The sequence below is a fragment of the Halorubrum sp. GN12_10-3_MGM genome (genome assembly GCF_005435235.1).
Classification (GTDB): domain Archaea; phylum Halobacteriota; class Halobacteria; order Halobacteriales; family Haloferacaceae; genus Halorubrum; species Halorubrum ezzemoulense.
This window is the reverse complement of sequence record NZ_SGUB01000003.1, coordinates 254,445-270,052: the sequence shown is the minus strand read 5'-3', so window position 1 is coordinate 270,052 and position 15,608 is coordinate 254,445. Positions and strand designations below refer to the sequence as shown.

The following is a 15,608-nucleotide window of genomic DNA, read 5'->3' as shown; positions in this document are numbered from 1 at the left end:
GCGGCTGCCCCTTCGAGTCCCGCCCGACCGCGACCGCCCCGCACCTCGCGCCTCCCCAGCCTCGCGGTTCGCGCTCTCCGAGCGCTCACCGCGTCCCTCGCGCGTGCTATCTCGCGGCCGCCGGTGGCGCGGCCGCTCGCAGGCACGCGCCGGCGTACACATCCGTCAGTCGCCGTCAGCGGAGTTCCCGTCGCGCGTCTTCACGGCGACGCCGGAGCCGAGCTGCTCGGCCTCCGCGCCGGAGAGTTCGGCGCGGCCGACCCCGAAGATCGCTCCGCTTTCGTCGACGACGAGCACCTCGTCGCCGGGGCGGATCCCGTCGTCGGCCGCGGTGACGAACTTCGCGAACGCGTTGCGCCCCTCGCGCACGAACGGCTCGCTCTCCTCGCCGACGACCATCCGGTGTCGCGGTTCGGGGAACGCGTCGGCGATCCGCTTCCCGCCGGCGAGCCCGAGCGTAAACCGACCGTCGGTGCCGTACGAGACAAGTCGGTCGCCCTCGCTGCTGCCGGGGGTGTCGTCGACGTCGCCGTCGATCACCTGCCGCGGGCGGCCGCCGCTCGACCGGCGCACCGTGAGCGGGGCGTCCGGCGGGAACAGGGCCTCGCCCGCGTCGGCCCCGAACTGGTAGTCGGCCGCGGTCCGGAGGTCCGCGAGCGTGTCGGCGTCGGTCATGGCCGCCGTTCTCAGCGCGCGCTGAAAGCGGTTGCGACAGCGCCCGAAGCCGCCGGGCCGACCCCTCAGCCGAGCGCGGGGTACGACGCGGCGACCCCGTCGCCGTCGACGCGCCAGCGCTCGGCTATCTCCCGGTACGCCGCCGGGTCCGCGGCCGAATCCGGCGGGACCGCCTCCGGCGGCGCCTCGCGGAGCGCCGCCCGAAGCGCCTCGCGGTCGATCGGTTCCGGTCCGGCGTCGTTCCCCGCGAGCAGGTCGGCGAGCCGATCGCCCGCCGACGCGACCGCCCGCGCGTCCTCGACTCGCCGGCCGAGGTCGAGCGCCGCCGTCAGCCGACCCGCCGCCGCCTCGGCGTCGCCGCGCTCGGCCGCCGCCGCGCCCAGCGACGCGAGCGCCTTCGCCTCGGCCTGCGCGAACCCCCCCTCCCGGGCCGACTCGACCGCGGATTCAAGCGCCGTCGCCGCGGCGTCGGCGTCGCCGCGAGCCAGCGCCGCCCGCCCGCGGATCCGGTCCGTCTCGGCCAGCCGCTTGCGGCCCGCGTGGTCGTCGAGCAGCGCCGCGGCCCGTTCGACCCGCCGCTCGGCCGCGCCCGGATCACCGCGGTCGACCGCCACCTCCGCGAGGATCGCGGTCACCATCGCGCGCCGGGCGTCGGCGTCGAGCGCGTCGAAGCGGTCCAAGGCAGTCCTCAGGAACCGCTCCGCCCGGTCGAAGTCGCGGGCGAGGTGCGCCGCGCTGCCGAGGTGGCTCAACGCGAGCGCCTCGCACATGTCGGAGCCGATCCGCTCGGCGATCGCCCGGGCCTCCGCCGCGCGAGCGACCGCCTCGCCGACGGTGCCGCGCTGCTCCGCGATCGCGGAGAGATTCAACTGCGAAATCGCCTCTCGATGTTCGTCTCCCACCGTCCGGTAGCCGTCCAGCGCGCGGCGCGCGGTCCGCTCGGCGGCGTCGAGGTCCCCCCGCCGCCGCAGCGCGACCGCGAGGTTCGCCCGGACGTTCGCCTCGCCGTGGGTGTCGTCGTGGGCGCGGAACAGGTCGCCGGCGACCCGGTAGTGCTCGAGGACCGCGTCGGACCCGTCGAGGGCGTCGAGGGCGTTGCCGGCGTCCGTCATCGCCTTCGCCTTCGCGATCGGGTCGCCGGTCCGCGCGGCGATGGCGCACGCCCGCGACGCCGCCTCGTACGCGGCCTCGTAGTCGCCGTCGAAGTGCGCCGCCTGCGCCCGCCCGCGGACCGCCGACGCGAGCCCGGTCCGATCGCCCGCGGCGGCGAACAGCTCCTCGGCCCGCCGGAACCGCTCCCGCGCCGCGTCGTACTCGCCCCGCCGACGGGCGACGTCGCCGTACCCCCGCTGGCGCTCGGCCGCCCCCGCCTCGCCGGTCGGCCGCCACGCGTCCAGCGCCGCCGCGGCGCCGTCGAGGTCGCCGGCGTCGATGTACATCCGCGCGACCCACTCCGGCGGCCGGTCGCGCAGGTCGTCGGGGCACGCGTCCGGGAGGTCGATCCACGCGTAGCGGACGCGACCGTACAGCGCGGCGAGCCGCGGGTACCGCCGTCCGACGCCGTACACCGACCGGACGGTCGCCGCCGCCCACGCGCTCGGGTCGCGCTCGATCCGGTCTATTGCCGGCGCCTCCCCGCCGACGGCCCGCCGGACGCGGGACCGACGCGCCGGGTCGTCCGCGAGCGCGAGCAGCCGCGAGACGACCCGGCCCACGCGTCTGGCGACGACCGGCTCCGGCTCGCGGTCGACGAGCCGCTCCAAGAACAGCACCGACCACTCGTCGTGGACCGCGCGGTACTCCCCGTCGCCCGCCCGGACGAGGACCGTCCCCGCGAGGCGGTCGAGCGCCCGTCGGACCCCGTCGACGGTCGGCGACGGCTCGCGGTCGGTTCCGCCGCCGGTCGCCCCCTCGCGACCGTCGACGAGCGCGTACGCCAGCGTCCGGAGGTCGCTCGCGCCGGCGACGTTGAGGAGGTTCACCAGCACCGCGACGTCCGCGGTCGGCGGCGGGCGGTTCCTGACCTCGCGCACCGCCTCCGCGACCGCCCGCTCCAACCCCGACGCGGGCGCGGCGCCGCCCGCTTCATTCTCCGGCGACGCCTCGCCGGCGTTCTCGTCCGCCTCTTCCGACCGAACGGTCCCGCCTCGGACCGCGCGGACGAGGCGGTGGCCGAGCGCGAGCAGCTCCCCCACGCGCTCGTCGTCGTCGCCGCGCACGTCGTCAAGCAGCGAGCTCGGATCGGCCGCCGGCGCGGTTCCGGTGCGGTCGGCGACGTGGCGGACGAACCGCTCCACCTCGCGCTCGTCGAGTCGGGGCATCCGAACGGTCTCGATCGCCCGCCGGTAGCGGAGGTCAGCGGGCGACAGCGGGAGCCCGTCGAGGTCGTCGTACGGCTCCTCGCGCGCGTCGAACAGGAACGACACGTCGCCGCAGTCGGCCAGTTGGCGGGCGACGGTGATCGCCTCCGCGGCCCCCGGGTCGACGGCGTCCTCGACGACGACGAGGTGGTGTCCGTCCCCCCCGGTGACGCGTTCGCGCAGGCGGTCCGTCGCGGTGAACGGGTCGCCCCCGTCGCTTGTCCGGTACGTCACCGGGCCGCGTCCCGACCGGTACCACTCGACCGCGATGCTCCGGCAGACGGTGCTCTTGCCGCTTCCCGGCGGCCCGACCAGGGCGTGGTCGGTCCCCCCGGCGAGCCCCTCGACGAGTGCCCCCGCGAGCTCGCGCCGCTCGCCGTCGCACGCGACGCTCCTCTCGAGGACGTGTCCCGCGTCGACCTCGGGGAACGACGCCGTGGCCCGCAGCGGGCCGCACGGGTTCGGATCGCCGGCGAGGCGGTCCTCGTCGACCGCGCGGAACCCCTGCGCCGAGAGCGATCCGGCCCCCTCGTCGTTCGGATACCCGCGCCCCAAGAGGCCGCCGTCGGACGAGCGGCGCGAGTCACGCGAGCCGTCGCCGCCGAGCCGGCCGCCTCCGGGCCGGTCGTCCTCGGACCGGCCGCCTCCGGTCCGCTTCCCCGCCGCGCGCCCGGTCGCCGCGAGCGCTTCGGTCGTGTCGCGGCCCCGCTCGATCAGCCCGCGTACCTCGGTCTCCGCCCACGCGACCGCCTCTGGCTCGGTCGACGCCGTCACGCCGTGGAGCGCGCCGTCGTCGAAGACGAGGAGCAGCGCGGTGTCGTCGGCCGCGACGACCCCCGCGTCGACGGCGTCGACGGCGGCGATCCGACAGTCGTCCCGGTTCGCGACGGTACCGAGGTCGTCCGCGAACCGCTCGGTCGCGTGGCGGTACGCCCGATCCGCCAGCGCCAGATCGACGGAGCCGCCGCCGACGGCCGCGCGCCGGAGCCGCTCCGCCACCCGCGGGTAGGGGAACGCGGGCAGCGCGGCGGCGACCGAGTCGGCGTCGGCGAGCGCGTCGTCGAGGGCCTCCAGCGGTCGGTACGGGTCCGGCGCTGCGGCCCGGTGCGTCTCGGCCTTCCGGAGGACCGCGGGGTCGACGCCGACGTCCGCGCCGAGGGGGTCGAGCACGTCGCCCGCGGCCGCGAGGTCGGCCGCGGCCGTCAGGAACTCGCGGTACTGTTCCGCGAGGAGGCGGCCCGAGAGCGTCGTCAGGTAGCCGTCGGTCTCGCCGGCGACGAGCCCGGCCGCCTCCAGCTCGTCTATCGCGCGGTTCACCGTCGACCGGGAGTGGCCGAGCGCGTCGACGAGCTCATGCTTTCGCAGCGGCTCCGCGGCGAGCCGTTCGAGGAAGTCGAGGCGACGCTCGACGACGCCCGCGAGCTCCGACGGCTCGGTCATACGTCCCCCCGCACCGTCCCCACCGACATAACTGTTTCTTCGATGACGACTTGGCCCGCGCGGTGACACAGTGTTTCACGGGGTGAGAATAAGCCGGACACCGGCGCAGTGGTACCCATGAGTGGGGATCGGACGAGCGGGAGCGACGGCCCGGGCGCGGAGACGCCCGACGGGACGGAACCGACCGACCCCGCCGAGGCGTCGAAGGACGGGAGCGACGGACCGGCGACGCATGGACGCGACGGTCCGAGCGCGACCGGCCCGGAGGAAGCGAGGGCGGCGGCCGGCGGACCCGACGCGGCGGCCTCGGACTCGTCGCGGCGCGCAGAGCGAACCGTCGCCGCGGCGCGGACGGCGGCGAACGAACTGGCCGCGTGGGACCCCGACGACGCCGCCGCCCTCGTGCGGTCCGTCGGCGAGCGCTTGGCGGACGGAGAGACGATCAGCCGGCTCGCGCGGTCGGCGGCCAACGAGACGGGGCGGGGGCACCCGGGGACGAAGGCGGAGAAGGTCGCGACCGAGATCGACGCCGCCCGGCGGTCGGTCCGAGACGCGCCGACCGCCGGCGTGGTCGACCGCGACGGCGCAGCGGGGACGGTGACGGTCGCCGGGCCGCTCGGCGTCGTCGGCGCGGCGGTCCCCGCCACGCACCCGGTCGTGGTCCCCGCGGTCCTCTCGCTGTACGGGCTCGCCGCGCGGAACGCGGTCGTCCTCGCGCCGTCGCCGTCGGCGGTCGAGACGTGCGACGCGGTCGTCGAGACCGTCAGTCGCGCGCTCGCCGACGCCGGCGCGCCGACGGACGCGGTCTCGATGCTCCCGGCGCCGCCCTCGAAGCCCGAGACGGACGCGCTGTTCGAGCGCGCCGACTTCGTCGTCGCTGCCGGCTCCGAGACCACCGTCGCCGCGGGACAGCGCTGCGGGACACCGAACGTCGCCGCGAGCGCCGACGGCGTCGTCGCCGTCGCCGACGGGTCGGTCCCGGCCCCGGCCGTGGCGGCGCGGGTCGCGGTCGGCGCGACGTACGACTTCGGGGCTCACCCCGCGGGCGACGCCGCGGTCGTCACCGTGTCGCCGGCGGTCGACCCGCTGTGCGCCGCCCTCGAAGACGAGGGGGGGTACGTCCTCGACGCGGCCGAGCGCGACCGCCTCCGCGCGCTCCTCGGCGACTCGGAGTGCGACGAGAGCGAGGCACGCGCCGCAGGTTCGGACCCGCGCGGGAAGTCGCCGCGGCGGCTGGCGGCCGCGCTCGGCCTCCCGAACGCGGCGCGTCAGACCTCCTTCCTGATCGTGACGCCCGACAGCGCCGACGACCCGCTCGCGACGCTGCCCGGGATCCCCGCGATTGCGGTCCACGGCCGCGACGGGTTCGACGCCGCGCTCGGGCTCGCCGCCGACCTCGGGTCCCCTCACGCGGCGGCGGTCCACACCACTCAGCAGCGCCGCGCCCGCCGGGCCGCGGCGCGGCTCGCTCCCGGGCGCCTCGTCGTCAACCAGCCGGGGATCGCGGCGACGGGGGCGCGCTCGAACGGGTTCGAGGCGGCGCCCGTGCTGGGCGGCGGGACCGCCGAGGGGAGCCAGCTGTGCGGCGGGCTCACGCCCGCCCGCCTCGCGCGGACGACGACCGTCGCGGCGACGAGCGTCGTCGACGGCGCGTCACATCGGAACGGCGCGGGCGACACGCTCCGCGGGCCCTGAAGCGGTCTCCGCACGGAGGATGTGAAGCGGTCTCCCCGCAGCCCGTGAAACGTTTCCCCGCGTGCTCCGCGGCCCCGTCAGAGCTCGATCTTGTCCACAATCGAGCCGTTGCCGTCCTGCCCGTCGCTGTGGGTGTTGATCGCAATCGTCTGGACCCGGTCTTCCAGCAGCGACCCCTCCATCTTCGCCTTCAGCAGCGAGTCGACCTGGTAGACGCCGGCGGCGTTGTTCATCCGGATCACGACCTGAACGGGCGTCTCGTCGCCCTGGCGCAGCGAGACGCGCTCGATCGCCTGCGAGGAGACGGTGTTGATCCCGCGGCCGCCCTCCTCGTAGGGGACACGCGAGCGCCCGCGTTCCATGTCGAGGCCGTCGGCGATCCGGACGACGCCCGCCTCCAGCGTGAGCGGCTGTTCCTCGGTGTGGTGACAGAGGATCGCGTGGAGCACCTCCGCCTTCACGCGGACCCGATCGGCGACGCCGTAGAAGGAGGGGAGGAGGTCGTCCAGCAGGTCCGCCGCCAGCGGGATCGAGTAGTAGGGGTGGTCGTGGCGGTGGACGACGTGGCCGATGTCATGGAGGGTCGCCGCGAGCGCGACGATCACCGGCTCGTCGGCCTCGTCGAGCCCCTGCTGGCGCGCGCCGTTGAACTCGACGCCGCCTGACTTGAGCAGGTCGTACAGCCGGAGGGCGCGGTCGCGCACGATCTCGACGTGTTTGGCGCCGTGGTCGTTGTACCCCTTCCGGGCGACCGGGTTGACGTTCTGCGCCTCCAGGTAGGTGAGGACCTCTTCGTCGGATTCGAGCCGGTCGAGGACCTCGTTGAGCCGCCCGTCCGGGAACGCGTGCTCGGCGTCCGGGTCGTACTCGTGACGCGTAGCGTCGGTGTCGGCGTCTATCTCCTCGCGCGCTGCGGGCGCGTCCTCCGCGGTCGGGTCGTGGGCGTCGTCGCCGTCGGTGGGCTCTGGGCCGTCGTCGGTGGGCTCTGGGCCGTCGTCGGTGGGGTCGCTCATGCCTCTCTCAGAGTGTCCCGGCCGGGATAAATGTGCGAGACGCGCGGCCCCGCGGTGACGCTCGGCCCCGTAACGACGACCGGATCGGCCGTGCCCCCCGCCTCGCACGCTCCCGGACGCGGCGGCCGCCGAGGCGGGAACCGCGGAGAGCGGGCGGGCAACCGGCCGCGGCGGCAGTTTCGGCGCGAGGCACAACGTATAAGCGCGCGACCGGTCCATGTACCGGTGTGACCCGATCCGCGTCCGCGTGCGGTCCGCAGTCGGCGTTAGCGACGCGGCTCTTCTCGAAAAAACGCGCGTGATCCGTCCGCCGGCGGGAGTGGCGACCCCGTCCCGGACGACCCCCGACCCGCGCGCACCGGCCCGCTTACCGATCCGGACCCACCGCAGCACCCCATGACAGACACGACCACCACGACACCCTACGCGACGCAGACGGACAGCCAGGCGACCGACGCGCCCTTCGAGGGCGTCTACCCGGCGATGACGACCCCGTTCACCGAGGACGACGCGGTCGACCACGACCAGCTCGCGGCGAACGCCCGGTACCTCGAACGCGCCGGCGTCGACGGCGTCGTCCCGGTCGGCTCGACGGGCGAGTCGGCGACGATGAGCCACGACGAACACGTCGCGGTGATCGAGACGGTCCGCGACGCGCTCGACGACATCCCCGTGATCGCGGGTACCGGCTCGAACAACACCGAGGAGGCGCTGTCGCTGTCGCGGCGCGCGGCCGACGCGGGCGCCGACGGCCTGCTGCTCATCTCGCCGTACTACAACATGCCCGAACCGCAGGGCTTCCTCGACCACTACCGGACCATCGCGGACGCGGTCGACCTCCCGCAGATCGTCTACAACGTCCCGAGCCGCACGGGCCGGTCGATCCCGGCCGATGTCACCGTCGAGCTGGCAGCACACCCGAACATCCGCGGCTACAAGGCGGCCTCCGGCGACCTCAACCTGATCAGCGAGGTGATCGAGCGGACCCGCGACGAGGCGTTCGCGGTGCTGTCGGGCGACGACGGGCTCACGCTCCCCGTCCTCTCGGTCGGCGGCACCGGGACGATCAGCGTGGTCGCCAACGTCGAACCCGAACGGACCTGCGCGATGGTCGGCGCCGCGCTCTCCGGCGACTACGACCGCGCGCGGACGCTCCACCACGAGCTGTCGCCGCTCGTCCGCGAGCTGTTCGCCGAGACGAACCCGATCCCGGTGAAGGAGGCGATGTACCTCCGCGGACGCGGCGCCCCCCGCGTCCGCTCGCCCCTCTCGCGGCTCTCCGAGGGACGCCGGGAGGCGCTCCGAGACCTGCTGGCCGCGTACGACGAGCGCGCGCCGGGGACGATCGACCCGACGGCCGTCGCTCCCGTCGGGACCGGGGGCGCCGAATGAGCGCCGACCCCCTGTCGATCGCCGTGACGGGCGCCGGCGGTCGCATGGGCCGCGAGGTGATCGAGGCCGCTGCCGCCCGGGAGGGCGTCACGGTCGCGGTCGCCGTCAACCGGACCGAGACCGACCCGGTCGCGGGCGTCGCGGTCGGGGACGCAGACCGCCTCGACGACCTGCTCGCGAGCGAGGCCCCGGACGCCCTCGTCGACTTCACCGGCCCCGACTCGGCGGTCGCGTACGCCGCGGCCTGCGCCGACGCCGGCGTCCCCCTCGTCACCGGGACGACCGGGTTCGGGGACGCGCAGATCGACGACATCCGCGCCGCGAGCGAAGCTGTGCCCGTCCTCAAGGCGTCGAACTTCGCGCGGGGCGTCGCGGCGCTCCGCCGGGCGGTCCGCGAGGCGGCCGCGGCGCTACCGGGCTACGACGTCGAGCTGACCGAGACGCACCACAACGCGAAGCGCGACGCCCCCTCCGGCACCGCGAAGTCGATCCTCGACGACGTGGAGGGCGTTCGCGAGGACCTCGACGAGCGCGTCCACGGCCGCGAGGGCGACGCGCCGCGCGAGTCCGGAGAGATCGGCGTCCACGCCCGCCGTGCTGGGGACGTGACCGGCGAACACGAGGTCCTGCTGGCCGGGAACCGCGAGACGCTCGAACTCACGCACCGCGCCGGCGACCGCGGGGTGTTCGCCGAGGGCGCGCTCGACGCCGCCGAGTGGCTCGCCGAGCGCGACCCGGGCTGGTACGGGTTCGGCGACGTGCTGGACGTCGGGGCCGCCGATGAATAACGACGAGACATACTTACTTCGACGAGTAAATACCGCTACTCATCCATACACCATCCAATGAGCCTCGAAGCCGACGTTTCCGATCTGTGGGACCGCTATCAGGACGGGCTGACCGCTGCGGACGCGACCGACGAGGACGCGGCCGTCGTCGACGAGTTCCTCGCCGCCTTGGAGGCCGGCGAGGTCCGCGCCGCAGAGAAGACCGGCGACGACGTGACGTCGTGGGAGGCCAACGAGTGGGTCAAGCGGGGGATCCTGCTCAACTTCGGCCTGCGCGAGACGGAGCCCCGCGAGTACGGCGGCGTCACCTACCACGACGTGCTCCCGCTGCGCGACACCGCCGACCTCGGCGAGCGGGGCACGCGGAACACGCCGGACGGGACCGCGATCCGCCGCGGGGCGTACCTCGGCAGCGACTGTATCATGATGAGCCCCTCGTTCGTCAACATGGGGGCGTACGTCGGCGACGGCACGCTCGTCGACTCCTGTGACACCGTCGGCTCCTGCGCGCAGCTCGGCGAGAACGTCAAGCTCGGCGCCAACACCCTGATCGGTGGCGTCCTCGAGCCCGTCGAGGACGCGCCCGTAATCATCGAGGACGGTGTCTCCCTCGGTGCGGGCTGTCGGGTCACCTCGGGGTTCCGCGTCGGCGAGAACACGGTCGTCGGCGAGAACACCCTGCTGACCCCCCGAATCCCCGTCTACGACCTCGTCGAGGAGGAGGTCATCTACGGGCACCTCCCGGCCGAGCGACGGGCGTTCACCCGGATGGTGGACTCGTCCGTCGGCGACCATGACCTGTTCGAGGGCGGGGCGTACAAGCCCGCGGTCGTGGCGACACACGTCGAGGAGGAGACGCTGGAGGCAACGCAGCGGGAGGACGCGCTCCGCGAATGAGCGACGCCGAGGCGGCCGCGGGAGCGACCGACGAGGCGGACGGCGACAACCCCCCGGTCCGCCGCGTGAGCGACTGGGACGCCGGGCGCCTCCGCGGGCTCGCCGACGCCCACGGGACGCCCCTGTACGTCCAGGACCTCGACCGGGTCCGCGAGAACTGCGAGCGCCTGCTCGCGGCGTTCCCCGACGCGGACGTGCGGTACGCCGTCAAGGCGCACACGGGCCAGGCCGTCTTGGAGACCGTTCGCGACGCCGGCCTCGACGCCGAGTGCGCCTCGGCGGGCGAGGTCGACCGCGCGCTCGCGGCGGGCTTCGACGGCTCCCGGCTCCACTACACCGCGGTCAACCCCCCCGCTCGCGACCTCGACTACGTCGCCGGCGTCGCGGAGGCCGACCCGGACCTCACCGTCACGGTCGGCGCGGTCGACACCCTCGACCGACTCGCGGAGCGCGGGTACGACGGCCGGGTCTGCGTCCGCGTGAACCCCGGCGTCGGCGCGGGCCACCACGAGAAGGTCACCACCGGCGGGGCCGCGAAGTTCGGGGTCCCGTACGACCGCGCCGCAGAGGTGACGCGGGACGCGGCCGAGCGCTTCGACGCGGTCGGGGTCCACGCCCACGCGGGCTCCGGGATCGACCCGGACCAGCTCGACAGCCACCGCGAACTGGTCGCGCGCATGGGCGACCTGGCGCGCGAGCTGACCGACCCAGACGCCGAGGGGGCCGCTCCCCTCGACCTCGAGTACGTCGACGTCGGCGGCGGGTTCGGCGTCCCCTACGAGGAGGACGCCCCGGCGCTCGACCTGCGGGCCGTCGCCGACGCCACCCGGGAGGCGGTCGCGCCGCTCCCCGAGGGCGTCGACCTCGCGATAGAACCCGGGCGGTACGTCGTCGCCGACGCCGGCGTCCTCCTGGCGCGCGTGAACACGGTGAAGCCGACGCCGGACGAGACGGTCGTCGGCGTCGACGCGGGGATGACGGACCTGCTCCGTCCGGCGATGTACGACGCGTACCACCCGATCCGCAACTTGGGGAGCGGGCGGGGGCGCGAGGGAGGCGACGCGCCCCCCGTCGGAGAGCGGGAGGCAACCCCTGTCACGGTCGCCGGACCTATCTGTGAGACCGGCGATGCGTTCTGTGAGAACCGAGCGCTCGCCGAGCCGGTCCGCGGAGACCTCCTTGCGGTCGGCGTCGCGGGCGCCTACGGGTACGAGATGGCGAGCCAATACAACTCACGACCGCGGCCCGCGGAGGTCGCGCTCGACGACGGAACCGCGACGATCGCCCGCCGCAGGGAGACGCTCGGCGACCTGACGACGGTCGAACGCGAGATCCCGCGCGACCGAGCCGGCCGATCGGAGGGCGACCGATGAGCGCCCACGCCGTCCCGGTGGAGAAGTACCACGGCACCGGCAACGACTTCATCGTCGTCGACGCGGACGCCGAGGGCGTCGGCGACCGCGCGGCGTTCGCGCGCGCGCACTGCGACCGCGGGACGGGCGTCGAGGGAGACGGGGACCGCCGCGGCGCCGACGGCGTCCTCTTCCTTAGCGTCGCTGAGCGGTTCGACCCGACCCGCGTCGTGATGACGCTGGTCCAGCCGGACGGCTCCACGGCGACGATGTGCGGCAACGGCGCCCGCGTCGTCGCGCGGTGGGCCAACGACCGAACGGGTGACCGCGAGTTCATGATCGACACGCAGGCCGGGACCCGGCGGGCGACCGTGAACGCGGACGCGACCGCGGCCACCATCGAGATGGGCGAGCCGACGTTCGACCCGCGTCGCGTTCCGGCCGCCCGCGGGGGCGCCCTCGCGGACGAGCCCCTCGTCGACGAGCCGGTCGCGGGGCTGCCCGTCACCGCCGTCAACACCGGCGTGCCACACGCGGTCGCGTTCGTCGACGGCGGGCGCGACGACCCCGACGGCATCGACGCGGTCGACCTCGACGCGGTCGCGCCGCCGGTCCGTCACGCCGACGCCTTCCCCAAGGGCGCGAACGTGAACCTCGCGGCCGTCGTCGACGACGGGTCGGGCGACGGCCCCGCGGTGCTCGACCAGCGCACATTCGAGCGCGGCGTCGAGGGGGAGACGCGGTCCTGCGGCACCGGCGCGGTCGCGGTCGTCGCGGCCGCCCGCCGGCTCGGACTGATCGAGGGCGAGACCGCGGTGAGCCGCCCCCCGGGCGGCGAGCTGGAGATCGCGGTTCCGGACCGCGGCCACGCCACCCTGACCGGTCCGGTCGCCCACGAGTTCTCGGGGACGCTCCCCGCCGACCCGCGATGAGCGACCGGAGCGACGCCACCCCGGGCCGCGACGACGAGTTCGACCCGGTCTCGTTCCTCGAAGACGCGGTCCCGATCGCCTCCCACGAGTCGGTCGAAGCGATGCGCGAGCTCGTCGTCGAGACGCTCGCGGCTCGCGCGACCGACCCCGTCGTCGACGCCGACGGCTGCGTCCTCGCGGAGAAGCGATCCCCGGCGCCCGATTCGGGCCCGCACCTCGTGTTGAACACGCACCTCGACACGGTGACGCCGCACGTCCCGTTCGAGCGGGGCGAGGCGAGCGCGGACGAGCGTGGCGGCCCCGAGGCGGACGCCGCGGCCGGCGAAGCGGTGATCCGCGGGCGCGGCGCCTGCGACGCGAAGGGACCGCTTGCGGCGCTGTTGGCGGGCTTCCTCGCCGCCGACCCCGAGCGCGGCCGGATCACGCTGGCGCTCACGCCCGACGAGGAGGCGCTGTCGCTCGGCGCGGCGGCGCTGACGGGCCGACTCCCGGGGACCGACGACCGACTCGACGGCGACCTGTTCCTCGTCGGCGAGCCGACCGGGCTCGACGCCTGTACCGCGGCCAAGGGCCGGTTTCAGGCGACCGTCGAGCTGTCCGGAACGGCTGCCCACGCCGCGGAGTTCGCGGGCGCGAACGCGGTCGCCGCCGCGGAGGACGCGCTCGCGGCGATCCGGACGTTCGACGCGGACGCAGCCGACCATCCGCAGCTCGGGTCGCCGAAGCTCACCCCGACCGTCATCGAGGGGGGTGCGGCGACGAACCAGGTGCCGGCGGACTGCGAGATCACGGTCGATCGGCGCAGCGTCCCGCCGGAGTCCGCCGAGGAGTTCCGTGAGTCGCTCGCGGCCGCGGTGCGGGCGTCGCTCGGTGACGGCGCTGGGGAGGACTCCGGCGACGTCGACACCGCGGTCGCGCTCACCGACCGCGAGTCGCCGTTCTTGGAGGCGTTCGCGACGGAACCAGACCACGAACTCGTCCGAACCGTCGCGGCCGCGGCGCGGGACGCGGGCGACGCCGTCGGTCTCCCGAGCGGGCGCGGCGGGGGCGTGCGCCCGTTCGGCGCGGCGACGGAGGCGTCGTACTTCGCGCCGGCGCCGACGGTCGTGTTCGGTCCGGGAGATCTCGCGGACGAAAGCGGGGCCGTCGCGCACGCCGAGCGGGAGTACGTCCGAGTGCGCGAGGTGGAGGCGGCGGCGGAGACGGTCGAGCGCGCGCTGTCGACGCTGCTCGGGTAGCCCTTCGGGTGGCTCCTACAACAGGAACTTCTCCTCGTCCTCCGCGAGGTCGACGAAGTCGTCGGCGGCCTCGATCAGCTCGTCGGCGGCGGAGTTGCCGAACCCCATCGCCTCCACCCGGACCCCCTCGTGACGGAGGTGCGAGCAGAGCCGGGCGAAGTCGCCGTCGCCGGTACAGAGGACGACGGTGTCGACGTGGCTCGCGAGCGAGACGGCGTCGAGGCTCATCCCGAGGTCCCAGTCGGCCTTCTTCGAGCCGTCCGCGAACGTCTTGATCTCCTTGATCTTCGTCTCGAAGCCGATGTCGCGGAGCGCCTCGAAGAAGCTCTCCTCCTCGGGGGAGTCGGCGCGGATCACGTACGCGATAGCGCGGACCAGCGACCGGTCCGCGACGGCCCCGTCGAGGAGGCCGGAGTAGTCGATGTTCCGCGAGTAGAAGCTCTGTGCCGAGTGATACAGGTTCTGTGAGTCCGCCAGCACCGCGACGCGCTGGTCCGGGTGAATGTCGGTCATGGGTCTCCATTCACCCCCCGCCGTTAGGGGTTTTGGGATCGGCGCGACCGCCACCCGCGGTCGGTCCCGTCGCGCACGACTCCCCGTGCGGTCCCGGCGGACGGGACCGTTACGACCACCATAGTTTATACCGAGGCCTGAAGACCGTGGCCCATGGACGAGAAGCGGTTCGTCGTCGCCCTCTTCGGCCTCGCGGTCGCGATCGTCGCCGGTTACGTGGCTTATCGGTTCGTCGCCCCGCTCACCGTCGCCGTCTTCCTCTACTACTCGACGCGGCGCTTCTACCACCGGCTCGAACGCTTCCGGCTCCCGTCTCGGGTGCGCGCGGTCGTGTCGCTGTCGCTCATCGGCGTCCCGCTCATCGGCCTGGTGAGCTACACGCTGGTGTTGCTAATCCTGGAGGCGCGGCGGTTCATCGAACAGTACCCCGTGGCGGACACCATCGGCGCGGAGAACTCGGTGATCGGGGACCTCGCGGAGCTGTCGAACCCGACGGCCGACGAACTGCTCACCGCGTACCGCTCCGGGCAGTTCGACCCGCTCATCGACCTCGTCTCCGAGCAGGCGTCGCTCCTAGCGAGCACGGTCTCCGGGCTCGCCCTGAACCTGCTCATCACCGTGGTCGTCACCTACTACCTGCTCATCGACGGCGACAAGTTCCACGACTGGCTGCTCAGCTTCGACGACGACGCGATCGTCCGCGAGTACCTCGAGACCGCCGACGCAGAACTGGAGGCGGTGCTGTACGGGAACCTCCTCAACGTGATCGCCATCGGGGTCATCGCGGTCGTCACCTACCTCGGGTACAACGCGGTCGCCCCCGCCGCGGTCGAGATCCCGTACCCGACGCTCGCGGGCGCGCTCACCGGCGTCGCCAGTCTGATCCCCGTGATCGGCATGAAGATCGTCTACATCCCGCTCGCGGCGGCGATGTCTGTCCCCGTCGCGCTCGACGGCGAGGTCTCGCTGCTCGTCTACGTTGCCGGGTTCCTCGCCGTCGCGGTCGTGGTCGTCGACACCGTCCCGGACATCGTCCTCCGACCGTACTTCAGCGGCGAGACGACGCACGTCGGGCTGCTCATGCTCGCGTACATCTTCGGCCCGGTCGTGTTCGGCTTCCACGGCCTGTTCCTCGCGCCGATCATCCTCGTGTTGGCGCTGACGTTCGCGGACACCGCGCTGTTGCGCCTGCTCGGCGTGGAGCCGGACCCGGGGTCCGAGGTCCCCGCCGGCCAGCGTCGGCTTGACGAATTCTGAGTCGTCGCGGGGCCCCGAATTCTGAGTCGTCGCGGGGCCCGGTGTGTCGAGCGCGC

At 74.2% G+C, this 15,608-nt stretch carries 12 protein-coding genes; 8 read left to right on the top strand and 4 right to left on the bottom strand.

Annotated elements, in window-relative coordinates:
- Positions 1 to 165: 165 nt before the first annotated feature.
- Together EXE47_RS04430 and EXE47_RS04425 are read right to left on the bottom strand one after the other, a co-directional pair.
- Entirely contained in the window at positions 166 to 675 is a 510-nt protein-coding gene (locus EXE47_RS04430) for a PUA domain-containing protein (RefSeq protein ID WP_137708039.1), read from the bottom strand.
- 65 nt (positions 676 to 740) lie between these two features.
- On the bottom strand, positions 741 to 4,475 hold the full coding sequence (locus tag EXE47_RS04425; protein ID WP_137708038.1) for a MarR family transcriptional regulator: 3,735 nt from the start codon (positions 4,473 to 4,475) through the stop codon (positions 741 to 743).
- Positions 4,476 to 4,592: 117 nt separating this feature from the next.
- On the opposite strand from EXE47_RS04425, the gene EXE47_RS04420 reads away from it, so the two are divergent.
- A complete protein-coding gene (locus EXE47_RS04420; RefSeq protein ID WP_137708037.1) occupies positions 4,593 to 6,170 on the top strand; it encodes an aldehyde dehydrogenase family protein in 1,578 nt (525 codons plus the stop codon).
- A 77-nt stretch (positions 6,171 to 6,247) separates the two neighbouring features.
- On the opposite strand, the gene EXE47_RS04415 is transcribed toward EXE47_RS04420, so the two are convergent.
- Entirely contained in the window at positions 6,248 to 7,183 is a 936-nt protein-coding gene (locus EXE47_RS04415; protein WP_049931250.1) for an HD domain-containing protein, read from the bottom strand.
- A 396-nt stretch (positions 7,184 to 7,579) separates the two neighbouring features.
- Between EXE47_RS04415 and dapA the strand changes: the two genes are divergently transcribed.
- From dapA to EXE47_RS04385, 6 genes are read left to right on the top strand one after another with little or no spacing between them, the layout of a single operon-like run.
- Positions 7,580 to 8,575, top strand: coding sequence for a 4-hydroxy-tetrahydrodipicolinate synthase (dapA, locus tag EXE47_RS04410; RefSeq protein WP_086216650.1), 996 nt, complete (start codon positions 7,580 to 7,582; stop codon positions 8,573 to 8,575).
- Positions 8,572 to 9,363, top strand: coding sequence for a 4-hydroxy-tetrahydrodipicolinate reductase (gene dapB / locus EXE47_RS04405; protein ID WP_137708036.1), 792 nt, complete (start codon positions 8,572 to 8,574; stop codon positions 9,361 to 9,363). The genes dapA and dapB overlap by 4 nt, the downstream gene beginning before the upstream one ends.
- A gap of 57 nt (positions 9,364 to 9,420) precedes the next feature.
- Entirely contained in the window at positions 9,421 to 10,260 is an 840-nt protein-coding gene (locus EXE47_RS04400) for a 2,3,4,5-tetrahydropyridine-2,6-dicarboxylate N-succinyltransferase (RefSeq protein ID WP_137708035.1), read from the top strand.
- Positions 10,257 to 11,633, top strand: a complete 1,377-nt coding sequence (gene lysA / locus EXE47_RS04395; protein ID WP_094520755.1) for a diaminopimelate decarboxylase — start codon at positions 10,257 to 10,259, stop codon at positions 11,631 to 11,633. The genes EXE47_RS04400 and lysA overlap by 4 nt, the downstream gene beginning before the upstream one ends.
- Positions 11,630 to 12,544 carry a diaminopimelate epimerase gene (dapF, locus tag EXE47_RS04390; RefSeq protein ID WP_049931244.1) on the top strand — a complete coding sequence of 305 codons (915 nt, stop codon included), beginning with the start codon at positions 11,630 to 11,632 and terminating at the stop codon, positions 12,542 to 12,544. Before lysA ends, dapF begins: the two co-directional genes overlap by 4 nt.
- Entirely contained in the window at positions 12,541 to 13,782 is a 1,242-nt protein-coding gene (locus EXE47_RS04385) for a M20/M25/M40 family metallo-hydrolase (protein WP_137708034.1), read from the top strand. Before dapF ends, EXE47_RS04385 begins: the two co-directional genes overlap by 4 nt.
- A gap of 15 nt (positions 13,783 to 13,797) precedes the next feature.
- On the opposite strand, the gene EXE47_RS04380 is transcribed toward EXE47_RS04385, so the two are convergent.
- Entirely contained in the window at positions 13,798 to 14,295 is a 498-nt protein-coding gene (locus EXE47_RS04380) for an NYN domain-containing protein (protein WP_049931242.1), read from the bottom strand.
- A gap of 153 nt (positions 14,296 to 14,448) precedes the next feature.
- On the opposite strand from EXE47_RS04380, the gene EXE47_RS04375 reads away from it, so the two are divergent.
- Positions 14,449 to 15,552 (top strand): AI-2E family transporter, encoded by a 1,104-nt coding sequence (locus EXE47_RS04375; protein WP_049931240.1) that lies wholly within the window; start codon positions 14,449 to 14,451, stop codon positions 15,550 to 15,552.
- Positions 15,553 to 15,608: the final 56 nt, after the last annotated feature.